Raw genomic sequence first — 13,425 nt, forward strand, 5'->3', positions numbered from 1 at the left:
ACGAAGACGGCGATACCCTCAGAAGCAGCCCGCCAGCGCTGCGAAGAAGGCATCGTCGTTGATTTCGAGGCGCCTACGATAGCCCGGCTTCGAGCGGGCACTCAACACGACCACAACGAGGCGTTTGCGCGGGTTGATGTGGATGAACTGCCCATAGATGCCTTCGGCCTGGAACGTGCCCTTCAGCGCGGGATCATCGAGCACGGGAACCCACCACATATAGCCATAGGGGATGAGCGCCTCGCCGATCCGGTAGGGCGAGCCCGCCTCCTCGCGCCAGCCTTCCGGCAGCAGCTCCTGCGAGCCGACCCGCCCATTGTCGAGGACGAACTGGCCGAAGCGGGCATAGTCGCGGAGCGTCGCATGCAGGCCGCTGCCGGCGATGCCCATGCCGTTCGGGCTCTCGCACCACCAGGAGGCGTCGGCCTCCGTGCCGATCCGCGACCAGAGCTTGTCCGAGAGATAGTCGGCGAGAGGGGTTCTGGTGGCGTGTTCCAGTACCAGGCCGGCGAGGTAGGAATCGCCGGTGTTGTACTTCCAGGAACCGCCCGGCGGCGTCTCGGCGGGCAGGCTCTCCATATGTTTGACGATGCCGCCCGGCACCCAGTTCATCTGGGTATCCATCAGCAGGCGCCGGTCGGAGGCCGGGTCGGTATAATCCTCGTTCCAGCGCACCCCGGTCGCCATGCGCAAGAGCTGGCGCACCGAGACACCGGCATAGAGCCCGCCGAGCGGCACGTAACGCGTCACCGGGTCGTCGAGGTTTTCGATCGCGCCTTCGCGCAGCGCGATGCCGTAGAGCGTTGCGGTGACGGATTTCGCCAGCGAGCAGGACTTCCACTGCGTCTGCGGCCCGATGCCGAGCGAATAGCTCTCCTCGATGACGGCACCGTCCTGCAGCACCATCAGCCCGGCGACGCGGTTCACCGAAAGATAGTCGTAGAGATCGAAGGTCCGGCCGTGATCGTGGATTTCGAGCGGCGGGAGCGTGCGACCGGCATCGGGAAGCGGCGAGACGGTAGCCCCCCGCCGCACCACGCGCGACGGAAACCAGCCGGCCTCCTGCGACATCGCCGCGACCATCTCGTCCGGCCGCAGCGTGCCGTCATAGTAGCGGCGGATGTGTTCGCGTGCGGCGGCGCTCATGCCGGTCGTCGGCGTCATGACCGATCCTCTCGAAGTCCATTGCGCGCTGCCATCGTCACCGTCAGAGCGGGGCGTGAGGTGCCGAATAGGTGCCGCGGGCGAAACGGTCCAGCCTGAGCGGCGCCAGGATCGTGGCCGGGGTCTCGCCTCTGGCCAGCCGGGCTATGTGACGGCCGACCGCGGGTGCGAGCCCGAAGCCATGGCCGGAGAAGCCGGTTGCGACGACCAGCCCGCCGATCTCGGCCGGTGCATCGAGCACCGGCAGCGCGTCGGGCAGGACATCGATGCGGCCGGCCCAAGATTTGACGATCTCGATCCCGGCGGCACCGGCGAACAGGTTGCGGATCGCAGCGCCGGTCCGCGCTGCCAGCTTGCGGTTCGCAGGGATGCGGGGGTGCCGTGCGACGGCACGTTCGTGACCCGGTATAAAGAAGCGCTGATGCAGATCATCGACGAAAGGACGCCCCAGTCGCAGCGAGAAGCCACTGCCATGGCGCAGCAGCCCCGGCAGAAAGAAGCGCGCGGCCCGGAAGGAATCGAGCGACAGGTCGATATCGGAGGTGGAATCGGCCGCAATGATGCAGGAGCCGTCGGCTCGTTGACGCAGGCCGATGCCGAAACCGCAGAAGCAGGCCTCGCTCAGCGGGGGTAGCGGCGCAGTCAGGGAGACGGTGCTGCGCACGCTCTGCTGCGGCAGTGACAGCCCGAGCGGAGCGAGGAGCCGATGGCTCTGGGCACCGGCAGCGCAGACCACAGCGCTACTGCGGATCAGGCCGTGCTCGGTCTGGACGCCGCTGATCGCCCCGCCGGTGGTTTCGATGGTGAGCGCGCCGCAATCCTCGACGATGCGGACGCCGCGCCTTGCCGCAGCCCGGGCGAAGGCCAGGGTCGCCAGCACCGGCTCGGCCTGCCCGTCAGTTGCGGTGTAGAGCGCGCCTTCCGTCCTGCCGTGCAGTGACGGCAGCAAAGCTGTGACCTCGCTGGTGGAAAGCAGGCGAGCCTCGCGAGCGGTATCGCGCGTTTTCTCGTGCCAGCCGGCGAAGGCGGACATTTCCTTCTGCGTCGCGGCGACGAAGATGCAGCCGGTCCGACGCCAGCCGACGGTGGTTTGGAGCTCGCGCTCCAGGTCCGGCCACGACGCGAGCGCCTCAACGGCGAGCGGCAGCTCCAGCGGATCGCGATATTGCGTCCGGACGAAGCCCCAGTTCCGGCCGGATTGCTGCGACGAGACCTTGTCGGCCTCGAGCAGCACCGTGCTCAGCCCGGCTCCGGCGAGATGAAAAGCGGCGGCAGCACCGATGATGCCACCGCCGATGACGACGGCATCGGCCTGCCCAGGGAGGGAATCGGCAGCCGCGATGACGTCGTCAGGAACGTGCGAGCGCAGGCTAAGCATCGACATCGACGATGGCGTCCATGTCCATCTCGACCAGGATGTCGGGATCGAAGAGCCCGGCCTCGACCGTGGTGCAGGCTGGCTTCACCTCCCGGAAGGCCTCCGCGAACACCGCCATCACCGCCTCGTAATCGGCGGCACGGGCGATGAACATGCGCACGCGGACGACGTCGGTGAGCCCTACTCCGGCCCGGGCAAAGGCGGCCGCAGCATTGCGGAAGAGCTGGCGGGTCTGTTCCGCTACGCCCTCGGCCAACGTGCTCGTCGCATAATCGTAGCCGGTCGTGCCTGACAGCATGACGTGTGAGCCGACGACGACGGCGCGGCTATAGCTGTACTGCGCCTCGAAAGCGCTGCCGGATGAGATGTTGCGCCGGCGCGGCGCCTGCAAACCGGTCCCGCTCATGGATGTTGCTCCGCTGATCTGTTCGGGCCAAGGCAAGCCCGGACGCGGCGGCGATGTCGATTTCAATAATTGGGGCCGGGGCTCAGGGAATTCGGGCCGTCCGCGTGCTGCCCGGCGGCCCAGCTTTTGAGGTGTCGGCCCCCAATTATTGAAATCGACTGCGGAGCGGCGCGGTGCTGTCGTTGATCCTGCCGGTGGGTGGCTACCGGTGGCCGATGACGGGAAAGCTGGTGCGGGGACGATGCGGGTCGATGTGATCGTTGTGGGAGGCGGGATCGCGGGAGCTTCCGCGGCCTATTTCCTGTCCCGGCACGGCTCGGTCGCGCTGATCGAGCGCGAGGCGCAGGCCGGATATCACAGCTCGGGGCGCTCGGCTGCGCAGTTCACCGTCGGTATCACCGCTCCGACGATGCGGCGCATGGCGCAGGCGAGCCGCGCCTTCCTTGAGGCACCGCCGCCCGGCTTCTGCGCCCATCCGATCATGACGCCGCGCGGCTGCCTGACGGTTGCCGCCGCCGGCCAGGAAGACAGGCTGGCGCGGCTGGAGGAGCGCATCCTCTCGGTCGGCGCCCGGGCTGAACGATTGGACGCTCCCTCGGCGCTAGCGCTCTTTCCCGCGCTCCGGCCGGAGAAGGTCCAGGCCGGCGTCAACGAGCCCGACGCCATGGACATCGATGTCGACATGCTGCTGCAGGGCTATCTGCGCGGCGCCAGGGCGAATGGCGCGACGATCGTGCTGAAGGCAGGCGTCGACTCCATCAGCCGCGACGCAGCCGGCTGGACGGTGGCCTGGCCCGGCGGCGAGGTGCAGGCGCCGCTGCTGGTCAATGCCGCCGGCGCCTGGGCCGACGAGGTCGCCCGTCTCGCCGGTATCGCCCCGCTCGGCATTGTGCCGAAGCGCCGCACCGCCTTCACCTTCGCGCACCAGCCCGACCATGACGCCCGCGCCTGGCCGCATGTCAGCACTGTCGACTACCGCTGGTATGTGAAGCCCGAGCCCGGCTGCCTGATGGGCAGCCTCGCCGATGCGACCCCAGTCGTGCCGGGCGATGCCTATGCCGACGATCTCGATGTCGCGCAGGCGATCGACAATATCGAGCAGGATACCAGCTTCCGCGTTGGCCGCCCGCTGAGCCAATGGGCCGGCCTGCGCAGCTTCGTCGCCGATGCGGAGCCGGCCGCCGGCGCGCGGCCGGGCGAGCCTGGCTTCTTCTGGCTGGTCGGGCAGGGCGGCTGCGGCATCCTGACCTCGCCGGCGATGGGCGAGGCGACGGCCGCCTTGCTCGCCGGGCGTGCGTTGCCGGCCGCCATGACCGAGCTCGGTGTCACGGCCGCAGACCTGTCGCCGACCCGAAGCAGCCTGGAACGATCCGGCTGAACCATCAGCCGAGAAGACATGGCCGAGGCTGAACACAGCCCGGACACAATGAGGGGAGATCGATATGACGGACCCTGACAAGCGCAGGACATATCAGAGTCGGCGCGAGATGCTGACGCTCGGCCTCGGCGCTGCAGCGCTGGCGGCGGGAGGTGCGCAGGCGCAGCCGCGTCCGCCGCAACAGCCGAAGGGCCAGGTCGTCGCGGGCCTGTCGCAGGAGCCGACGGTCTTCAACCCACTGATGCCGGGCAGCGAGGTCGACCAGGGCGTCTGGTGGCAGCTCTTCAGCCCGCTCTGGTTCGTCGATCCCGACGGCCGCCTCGTGCCTGACCTCGCGACCGAGGTGCCGAGCATCGGCAATGGCGGCCTATCGGCCGACGGACTGAGCTGGAAGATCAAACTGCGGCGCGACGCGAAATGGCATGATGGCACGCCGTTCACCGCCGAGGACGTCAAATACACGCTCGACCTGATCAACACGCCCGGCTTCCGGGTGCGCAACCGGGTCGGTCACAGCCTCGTGCGCGACATCAAGGTCGTGGCGCCCGACGAGATTCAATGGCGCATGGAGAGCGCCTACTCGCCCTATCTTTCGATCCTGGCGCTGACCTTCATCATCCCCAGGCACATTCTCGAGAAGGCATCCGATCCGAATACGGCGCCGTTCAACGGGGCGCCGGTCGGCACCGGCCCGTTCCGCTGGGGCGAGCGCGCCGCTGGCGACCATCTGCTGCTGCGAGCCAACAGCACCTATCATGGCGATGGCCCTTATCTGGAGCGCGTTGTCTTCAAGTATATTCCGGACCTGACGGTGCTCTACACGCAGTTCCGCACCGGTCAGGTCGACTATCTCGGCATCGGCGGCATCGCGGCGCATTTCGTCAAGGAGGCGCAGGGGCTGCGCGGCCGGCGCATCTCGCGCTCGCCGACGCCGTTCATCGAGCATATCGCGCTCAATCTCGAATTCGGCCCCTTCACCGACAAGGCGGTGCGCGAGGCGCTCTACCTCGCCATGAACAAGCAAGCGCGCATCGACGCGCTCTATTACGGCCTGCCGGTGCCGACGGAGTCCTTCCTGCCGCGCGAATCCTGGGCCTATGACGATGGCCTGCCGGCGCATCGCCACGACCCGGCCAAGGCCAACGCCATCCTCGACGCGGCCGGCTGGGCGCGCGGTGCCGATGGCATCCGCCAGAAGAACGGAGTGCGCCTCGAATTCTCGAACTCGACCACGGTCGGTAATCCGGGCCGCGAGCAGTCGCAGCAATTGCTGATGCAGGACTGGCGCGCGGTCGGCGCGGGCTTGCGCATCAACAACATGCCGGGCGCGGTGATCTGGGGCGATTTCTGGCAGAAGTCGAAATTCGAGTCGGTGATGGTCGGCTCGAACTTCATGATCGGCAACGATCCCGATGTGACGCCGCGTTTCGCCTCGACCGCGATCCCGGCGAAGGCTGGCACAGGGCTCAACACCTATCAGTACGGCAACCCCGAGATGGACCGGCTGCTCGCCGAGGGCGCCAGCCAGTTCGACCCGCAGGAACGCAAGACAATCTACGGCCGGATCCAGCGCATCATCCGCGACGACCTCGTCCTGCTGCCGATCTACCAGACCGTGTTGGCCGAGGGCATCAAGGACGGCATGCAGGGCTTTGCGCCCAACATCAACTGCTCGTCGAGCTGCTGGAACATGCGCCGCTGGTACTGGGCGGCGTGACCGGCTGAGATGGGTCCGTTCCTCGCAAGGCGACTCTGGCAGTCGCTGCTCCTCCTCACGATCGTCTCGGCGATCGGCTTTGCCATCCTGCACCTGGCGCCCGGCGGGCCGATGTCGCAATTCGCCCAGTCGGCCCAGATGACGCAGGAAGACCTCGACCGGATCAGCCGCGAGCTCGGCCTCGATCGGCCGCTGCCGGTACAGTATCTCGACTGGCTGCGGCGTATGCTGACCGGCGACTGGGGCCGTTCCTATCGCGACAATGCCCCGGTCTGGAGCGTCATCGCCTCGCATCTGCGGGCGACCTTCGAGCTGATGGCGGCCTCGACGCTGATCGCCATGCTGCTCGGCTGCGCCATCGGCATCCTCGGCGCGATCCGGCGCTATTCGCTCTTCGACATGGCCGCGACGGTCGGCGCCATGATCGCCCTGTCGATCCCGACCTTCTGGTTCGGCCTGATCGCGATCTATCTCTTCTCGGTCGAGCTCGGCTGGCTGCCGGCCGGCAACCGCCAGACGATCGGCGACGGTTCGCTTCCCGACGTGCTGCACCATATGATCGCGCCGGTCATGGTCCTGGCCCTGGTCGAGACTGCGGTCTGGGCGCGCTTCACGCGCTCGGCCGTACTCGACGTGATCGGCCAGGATTATATCCGCACGGCCCGTGCCAAGGGCGTGCCGGAGCAGGCAGTGCTCAGCCGCCATGCCTTGCGCAACGCGCTGCTGCCGCTGATCACGCTCGCCGGCCTGCAGTTCCCGACTTTGCTCGGCGGGGCGCTCGTCACCGAGACGGTGTTCACCTGGCCGGGCATGGGCCGGCTCTTCCTCGATTCGATCGAGTATCGCGACTATCCGGTGGTGATGGGCATCCTGATGCTGTCGGCGCTGATGGTGCTGATCGGCTCGCTGATCGCCGACATGCTCTACGCGGTCGCCGATCCACGCATCCGGCTAGGCTGACCCATGAGTGCAGACATATTCCAGTTGTCGATCGATGCCGAAAGCCTCGCCCGGAAGAGCGCCTGGACCCGCTTCCGGCGGCACCGGCTCGCCATGGCGGGCACGGCGATCATCCTCATCCTGGCGTTCACCTGCTTTCTCGGCCCGTTCGTTCTGCCGTTCGACGAGACCCATATCGACGTGATGAACCGGTTCGCGCCGCCGCTGGCGAGTGCGCATCTGCTCGGCACCGACGAACTCGGCCGCGACATGCTGGCTCGGCTGATGATGGGTGGGCGCATCTCGCTCGGCATCGGCTTCACCGCCATGGCGATCGCGATCGCCATCGGCACCGGCGTCGGGATGATCGCCGGCTACCATGGCGGCGCCATTGGCTCGCTGCTGATGCGCTTCGTCGATGCGATCCTGTGCTTTCCGACGATCTTCCTGCTGCTGGCGCTGGCGGCGCTGGTCAAGCCGGGGCTGGCTTCGATGGTCCTGCTGATCGCGGCGACCTCCTGGATGAACGTCGCGCGCATCGTCGAGGCGCAGATCAAGGCCCTGCGCGAGCAGGACTACGCCGTGGCGGCGCGCTCTTTCGGCGCCTCGCATCTGCGGGTGATGCTCCGCGAGCTCCTGCCCAACGCCATGGCGCCGATCGTCGTCGCGGCGACGCTCAACGTCGCCCGCGCCATCCTGCTCGAATCCTATGTCAGCTTCCTCGGCTACGGCATCCAGCCGCCGGCCGCGAGCTGGGGAAACATGCTCAATAACGCCCAGATCTACCTGACGAGCGCGCCATGGCTTGCGATCCTGCCCGGGATCGCCATTACACTGGCGGTGACGAGCTTCAACTTCACAGGAGACGGGCTGAGGGATGCGCTCGACCCGCGCATGGACATTCGATGAGACGGGCGGCCGCGACAGCACGGCGCCCGAGCCCGCAGCCATGACCCGGCGACTGCCCTCGCTCAATGCCCTGCGCTGCTTCGAGATCGTCGCGGCGCAGCTCAGCATCAAGAAAGCCGCGGCGGCGCTCAATGTCAGCGAGAGCGCCGTCAGCCGGCAGGTCAAGATCCTCGAGGACCAGCTCGGCACGCCGCTGTTCCAGCGAACCCATAACGGGCTCGAGATTACCGATGCCGGCCAGCGCCTCGCGCTCAGCGTCAAGGAGGCGTTCGACCACATTGCGGAGGCGATCACGCCGTTTCGCGCCGAGCAGGAGACGGTCACGATCAAATGCCTGCCGACCTTCGCGCTACGCTGGCTGCTGCCGCGCCTGAAGGCTTTCCAGGAACGGCACCCGCTGGTGAAGGTCAGCGTCCAGACCCGGCTGAACGACATGACGCTCAACGATGCCGACGCCGATCTCGGCATCCGCTACGGCATGGGCAACTGGCCGCTCGACTGCGTCACCGAGCTCTATCCGGAATGGATCCTGCCGGTCTGCGCGCCCTCCTATGGTGGTGGCCGGTTTTCCGGCGAGGACCTGCCCGAGGCGACGCTGCTTCACCCGCTGCCCGACCGGCGCGACTGGCGGACCTGGTCCGAGAAATCGGGGATGCAGATCGAGACCCGGCACGGGCTCGATTTCGATGCGCTCGACATGGCGCTGAGCGCCGCCGAGGCCGGGCTCGGCGTCGCCATGACCGACGTCGTCCTCGCCCATGAGGCGATCCAGGACGGCAGGCTCATCGTGCCGCTGCGCAAGGCCGTGCCGACCGGCATCTCCTATTACCTCGTCAGGCCGCCGGGCATGCGCCGGCGCCGCGAGGTCAAGCTGGTCGACGAGTGGATCTGCGACGAGATCTCGGCCGCACGCGAACTGGTCGGGCGCTACGCAGCCTGAAGGCGGGCTGCCTCTAATTTTCAGAAGCCCCCCACGAATAAACGCGGTCGACGGTCGGCGTCGCACCGCGCTACCGCATCGCTCGATCATCAGATGACGTCGCGCGAGTGTTCGTGCGGCGCTGTCGGCGTGTCCGTGAAAATGCATTGATTGAAGTAATTATAAAGTATTCGTTGCAAAATTGGCACGTATGCATGCTATCTAGCGACCATTTCTTATTGCAACGTCTGCGTGCTTTTCTTTTTAGATCGTGACGAACAGGGTTCCCGCTAGCTGGAATCAACTCCGGCGGCGGTTCCGGGGTCTCGTCATGTCGAAAATTCGTCTTGCAATGTTGCCGTCTCGATCTGTTCCCTGCGGTGCGGCCGGGCGCGCAAGGCTCACGCCGTCCTTGCTCGCGGGCACTGCCCTTGCCGTCCTCGCCGCTTCGGCAGCGAGCGCCCAGGGACGCAATGACGGTCAGGTACGGCTCGACGAGATCGTGGTCGAAGGTCCGGCCGGCGCCTCCAGCGTGCCCGCTCCGTTTGCCGGCGGGCAGGTCGCCCAGGGTAGCCGCCTCGGCTTGCTCGGCAATGCCGAGACGCTGAAATCGCCGTTCAGCACGACGAGCTATACCGGTGAACTCGCCCGCAACCTCCAGGCCTCGACGGTCGCCGACGCGCTGATCCTCGATCCGTCGGTGCGCAGCTCGCATCCGTCGGGCGGTATCGTCGATTCCTTCAACATTCGCGGCTTCCCGATCGGCGAGGGCAATAGCGGCGAGATCGCCTTCGACGGCGTCTTTGGCGTCGCGCCGAACTATCGCGTCTTCACCGACTATGCCGAGCGTATCGAGATCCTGAAGGGGCCTGCGGCGGCGCTGACCGGTATCGCGCCCAATGGCGGCGTCGGCGGCGTGATCAACGTCGTGCCCAAGCGGGCCGAGGGCGATCTCACTCGCGTCGGGGCCGAGTTCTCGTCGCGGGCCTATGGCGGCGCGACCTTCGACGTCGCTCGCCGCTTCGGCGCGGGCCGCGAGTTCGGCGTGCGCGTCAATGGTTCGCTGCGCGGCGGCGATACGGCCGTGAACCGGCAATCCGAGACGACCGGCATCGGCTCGCTGGCGCTTGATTATCAGGGCGCGCGCTTCCGCAGCTGGCTCTATGCGCTGGCGCAGCGGGACGAACTCGACGCGCCCAACCGTCCGTTCCTGATGACGCGGGGCCTGCGCGTTCCCTCGGCCCCGAGCGGGCGCGAGAACGTCATCCAGCCCTGGGAATGGTCGCGCATCGATGATCGCTCGGTGCTGTGGAAGAACGAATTCGACCTCACCGACAGCATCACCGTCTTCGGCAATGCCGGCGGCTCGCAGACCCGGGTCGAGCGCTTCTTCGGCCTGCCGACCATCCTCAACGCTCGCGGCGACACCAGCCACACACCGCAATATTTCGATCTCGGCATCGGCCGACAGAGCTATGAAGCCGGCATCCGCGCCCGCTTCGAGACCGGCTTCGTCAAGCATTCGCTGACGTTGCAGGCCTCCTATTATCGCGAGACGCTGGAACGGGCCCTGACGAACGGTACGGCCGTCCTCTCGAACATCTATGCGCCGAGCTGGAGCGCCACGCAGTTTGCGACTCGCGCCCCGCGCACGCGCCTCTCCGACAGCGACCTGACCAGCTTCGCGCTGGCCGACACGATGTCGGCCTTCGACGACCGCGTCATGCTGACGCTCGGTCTCCGGCGCCAGTCGGTCGCGACCAACAATTATGCGGCGGGGACCGGTATCCTGACCTCGGCCTATGACGAGAGCGCCACCACGCCGATGGTGGGCCTCGTGCTGCGGCCGCTGGACTACCTCTCGGTCTACGCGAACTACGTGGAGGGCCTGAGCCGTGGCGACGTCGCTCCGACCACGGCAAGCAATGCCGGCGAGACCTTCGCGCCTTACCGCACCAAGCAGTACGAGGCGGGCGTCAAGCTGCAATATGGCAGCTTCGGCGCCTCGCTCGCCGGCTTCCAGATCGACAAGCCGAGCGGCGAACTGAATGGCGGCCTGTTCTCGGTCACCGGCGAGCAGCGCGTGCGCGGGCTCGAGCTCAGCGTCTATGGCGAGGTCACGCCGCAGCTGCGCCTGCTGGGTGGCGCCTCGCTGCTCGACGGCAAGCTGACCAAGACCGCGGTTGCCGCCAATCTCGGCAACCGGCCGATCGGCGTCGCGCCGGTGCAGCTCAATCTCGGCGCCGAATGGGACGTGCCCTGGCTCAAGGGGCTGACGCTCACTGGCGCGCTCGTCTACACCGGCAAGCAGTATATCGACGCGGCCAATACCCAGTCGCTGCCGGACTGGACGCGGTTCGATCTCGGCGCGCGCTACGCCACCGAGATCGCCGGGCGCAAGACCGTGTTCCGTGCGACGGTCCAGAACGTCGCCGACACCAAGTACTGGTCGAGCGTCGCCTCTTTCGGCACCTTCTATGTCGGTGCGCCGCGCACCTTCCGGCTGTCGATGTCGATGGATCTCTAGCATGAGCGGAGCGCTGCGGTTCCGTGGGGCAAGCGCCCTGCGCTGGCTGATGCTGGCGCCGCTGATCTGGCTCGCGCTCATGCCGGCGCGCGCGGTGGCGGAGACCGTTACGGTGACCGATGTGGCCGGGCGACAGGTCTCCGTCACGGTTCCCGTCCGCCGTGTCATCCTCGGCGAAGGCCGGCAGATCCACGTCACCGCGGCGCTGGACCGCGATGATCCGTTCGGGCGCATCGTCGGCTGGGGCGAGGACTTCGAGAAATCCGATCCCGACACGCACGCGGTCTATGTGGCGCGCTTTCCGCAGGCCAAGGTGCTGCCGCGCTTTGGTTCGCCGAATAGTGGCGCCTTCGACATCGAGAAGGCGATCTCGCTGCAGCCCGATCTCGTCGTGCTCGGCGCCGAGACGCAGCGCCCGGCCGGGGAAATCCGCCTGGTCGAGCGGCTGGCCGCGGCAGGCATCCCGGTCGTCTATGTCGATTTCCGGCATGCGCCCTCGCGGAACAGCGAGCCGTCGCTGCGCCTGCTCGGACAGCTTTTCGGCCGCAGCGAGATCGCGGAGGCGCTGATCACCTTCCGGGCTGCGGAGATTGCTCGTGTGACGGAGCGGCTCGCTACAGCCGGGCCACTCGCTAGGCCACTCGTCATGCTCGACCGGATTCCCGGCTATTCGGACGAGTGTTGCCTGAGCTTCGGAAACGAGAACTTCGGCGCCATGGTCGCCACCGCAGGCGGCATCAATCTCGGCAGCGAGCTGCTCGCCGGTACGTTCGGGGCAATCAATCCCGAGACGATCATCGTGCGCGATCCCGATGTGGTGATCGTCACTGGCGGCAACTGGGAGGCGCTGGCGCCGAATGGCGCCTGGGTCGGTCTCGGCCCCGGCGCCGATCTTGGCAAGGCGCAGGAGAAGCTCGCTGCGCTGGCGGCGCGGCCGGCCTTCCGAACGACGAAGGTGGTCAGGGCCGGCCGCGTTCATGCGGTCTGGCACCAGTTCTATACGAGCCCGTATCAGTTCGTGGCGCTGCAGCGGATCGCGGGCTGGCTGCATCCGGAGCTGTTCGTCGATCTCGATCCTGAGGACACGCTGCGCCGATTGCACGAGCGCTTTCTGCCTATCCCTCACCGGGCCGGCTATTGGCTCGATCTCAGGCGCTAGCAGGAAGGCGGTCGCGGTGCTGGGTTGCGACCGTCACGCACTTGGAAGGCGCGCTCGCAGGATCTGCCCGGTCTCGGATTCGGTCAGGAGCAAGGTCTCGCCGTCAGGCCGGAGCGCCGCATTCGTCACCGTCCGGCCGGCGCAGGAGATCACGCGATAGAGCGGCACGCCGAGCGGCGAGAGAACCCAGGCACAGCCATGGCCGGGATCGCAGACGATCAAGCGGCCATGAGCGTCCACCACCAGCCCGTCCGGTCCGGACAGGCCTCCGGGCAGCTGGGCGAAGACCTGGGTCTTGCCGGCCTGAACGTTGGGATCGAGCGGCACGCGCCAGATTTGGGCGGCGCGGGTCAGCGCCAGGAAGGCGTGGGTGCCCTCGCGCGATATGGCGACGCCGTTTGGGCTCGGCGCGTTGGCGATGATCCGGTCGAGGCGGCCATCCTGCCAGAGCCGGTAGAGCCGGCCGCTGGCGTCCTGCATGCCGGTCTGACCCTGGTCGGTGAACAGGATCGAGCCGTCGGGCAGGAGCTGGAGGTCGTTCAAGCCCTTGAAGCCTTCGCTGTTCACCGCGCCGAGGATGGTCTCGACCGTCCCGTTCCCCGGATCGATCGAGAGCAAGCCACGGCGATAGTCGGCGACGAGCAGCCGGCCGTCCGGTGCGACCTTCATCCCGTTCGGCCAGCCGTCATAGGCGACGACCAGACGCCACTGCCCGGCCGGGTCGATCGCGAAAATCCGCCCGAACGGGATGTCGACGACATAGAGCGTGCCATCGGGGGCAAGGCACGGCCCTTCCAGGAAGGAGCCGATCGCCTGCCCGCCCTTGTTGGCGATGCTCCAGGCGCTCGCACGCCGATCCCGGAACGCTTCGGGCAGGCTGGTAAAGACGTCCGTCTCGATCGGCTGCGGCGGCGTGAACCAGCTCATCG

11 protein-coding genes are annotated in these 13,425 nt (G+C 67.3%); 7 read left to right on the forward strand and 4 right to left on the reverse strand.

Annotated elements, in window-relative coordinates:
• Positions 1-18: 18 nt before the first annotated feature.
• The 3 genes from ACWIGM_RS24370 to ACWIGM_RS24380 are packed head-to-tail and all read right to left on the reverse strand — an operon-like array spanning position 19 to position 2,948.
• On the reverse strand, positions 19-1,164 hold the full coding sequence (locus ACWIGM_RS24370; protein WP_454028548.1) for a serine hydrolase domain-containing protein: 1,146 nt from the start codon (positions 1,162-1,164) through the stop codon (positions 19-21).
• A 43-nt stretch (positions 1,165-1,207) separates the two neighbouring features.
• Positions 1,208-2,548 carry an NAD(P)/FAD-dependent oxidoreductase gene (locus tag ACWIGM_RS24375; protein ID WP_454028549.1) on the reverse strand — a complete coding sequence of 447 codons (1,341 nt, stop codon included), beginning with the start codon at positions 2,546-2,548 and terminating at the stop codon, positions 1,208-1,210.
• A complete protein-coding gene (locus tag ACWIGM_RS24380) occupies positions 2,535-2,948 on the reverse strand; it encodes a Rid family hydrolase (protein ID WP_454028550.1) in 414 nt (137 codons plus the stop codon). Before ACWIGM_RS24380 ends, ACWIGM_RS24375 begins: the two co-directional genes overlap by 14 nt.
• Positions 2,949-3,189: 241 nt before the next feature.
• Between ACWIGM_RS24380 and ACWIGM_RS24385 the strand changes: the two genes are divergently transcribed.
• The 7 genes from ACWIGM_RS24385 to ACWIGM_RS24415 all read left to right on the forward strand — a co-directional run bounded on the left by ACWIGM_RS24385 (position 3,190) and on the right by ACWIGM_RS24415 (position 12,496).
• Positions 3,190-4,326, forward strand: coding sequence for an NAD(P)/FAD-dependent oxidoreductase (locus tag ACWIGM_RS24385; protein WP_454028551.1), 1,137 nt, complete (start codon positions 3,190-3,192; stop codon positions 4,324-4,326).
• Positions 4,327-4,390: 64 nt separating this feature from the next.
• A complete protein-coding gene (locus tag ACWIGM_RS24390) occupies positions 4,391-6,043 on the forward strand; it encodes a peptide ABC transporter substrate-binding protein (RefSeq protein WP_454028552.1) in 1,653 nt (550 codons plus the stop codon).
• A gap of 9 nt (positions 6,044-6,052) precedes the next feature.
• Positions 6,053-7,003 (forward strand): ABC transporter permease, encoded by a 951-nt coding sequence (locus ACWIGM_RS24395; RefSeq protein ID WP_454028553.1) that lies wholly within the window; start codon positions 6,053-6,055, stop codon positions 7,001-7,003.
• Between the two features lie 3 nt (positions 7,004-7,006).
• Positions 7,007-7,891, forward strand: coding sequence for an ABC transporter permease (locus ACWIGM_RS24400; RefSeq protein ID WP_454028554.1), 885 nt, complete (start codon positions 7,007-7,009; stop codon positions 7,889-7,891).
• 40 nt (positions 7,892-7,931) lie between these two features.
• Positions 7,932-8,831 carry a LysR substrate-binding domain-containing protein gene (locus ACWIGM_RS24405; RefSeq protein ID WP_454028555.1) on the forward strand — a complete coding sequence of 300 codons (900 nt, stop codon included), beginning with the start codon at positions 7,932-7,934 and terminating at the stop codon, positions 8,829-8,831.
• A gap of 310 nt (positions 8,832-9,141) precedes the next feature.
• Entirely contained in the window at positions 9,142-11,337 is a 2,196-nt protein-coding gene (locus tag ACWIGM_RS24410) for a TonB-dependent receptor (protein ID WP_454028556.1), read from the forward strand.
• Between the two features lies 1 nt (position 11,338).
• Positions 11,339-12,496, forward strand: coding sequence for an ABC transporter substrate-binding protein (locus ACWIGM_RS24415; protein ID WP_454028557.1), 1,158 nt, complete (start codon positions 11,339-11,341; stop codon positions 12,494-12,496).
• 33 nt (positions 12,497-12,529) lie between these two features.
• Here the strand turns inward: ACWIGM_RS24415 and ACWIGM_RS24420 are convergent, their stop codons facing one another.
• Complete coding sequence (locus ACWIGM_RS24420) at positions 12,530-13,423, reverse strand: SMP-30/gluconolactonase/LRE family protein (protein ID WP_454028558.1); 894 nt, start codon at positions 13,421-13,423, stop codon at positions 12,530-12,532.
• Positions 13,424-13,425 lie beyond the last annotated feature (2 nt).

Source organism: Allobosea sp. NPDC055332 (genome assembly GCF_053645455.1).

Bases quoted from the DNA above. Each gene is read 5' to 3' on its own strand.
- ACWIGM_RS24410 (WP_454028556.1), top strand. From the start codon at position 9,142: ATGTCGAAAATTCGTCTTGCAATGTTGCCGTCTCGATCTGTTCCCTGC.
- ACWIGM_RS24390 (WP_454028552.1), top strand. From the start codon at position 4,391: ATGACGGACCCTGACAAGCGCAGGACATATCAGAGTCGGCGCGAGATG.
- ACWIGM_RS24395 (WP_454028553.1), top strand. From the start codon at position 6,053: ATGGGTCCGTTCCTCGCAAGGCGACTCTGGCAGTCGCTGCTCCTCCTC.
- ACWIGM_RS24370 (WP_454028548.1), bottom strand. From the start codon at position 1,164: ATGACGCCGACGACCGGCATGAGCGCCGCCGCACGCGAACACATCCGC.
- ACWIGM_RS24400 (WP_454028554.1), top strand. From the start codon at position 7,007: ATGAGTGCAGACATATTCCAGTTGTCGATCGATGCCGAAAGCCTCGCC.
- ACWIGM_RS24375 (WP_454028549.1), bottom strand. From the start codon at position 2,548: ATGTCGATGCTTAGCCTGCGCTCGCACGTTCCTGACGACGTCATCGCG.
- ACWIGM_RS24380 (WP_454028550.1), bottom strand. From the start codon at position 2,948: ATGAGCGGGACCGGTTTGCAGGCGCCGCGCCGGCGCAACATCTCATCC.
- ACWIGM_RS24420 (WP_454028558.1), bottom strand. From the start codon at position 13,423: ATGAGCTGGTTCACGCCGCCGCAGCCGATCGAGACGGACGTCTTTACC.
- ACWIGM_RS24385 (WP_454028551.1), top strand. From the start codon at position 3,190: ATGCGGGTCGATGTGATCGTTGTGGGAGGCGGGATCGCGGGAGCTTCC.
- ACWIGM_RS24415 (WP_454028557.1), top strand. From the start codon at position 11,339: ATGAGCGGAGCGCTGCGGTTCCGTGGGGCAAGCGCCCTGCGCTGGCTG.
- ACWIGM_RS24405 (WP_454028555.1), top strand. From the start codon at position 7,932: ATGACCCGGCGACTGCCCTCGCTCAATGCCCTGCGCTGCTTCGAGATC.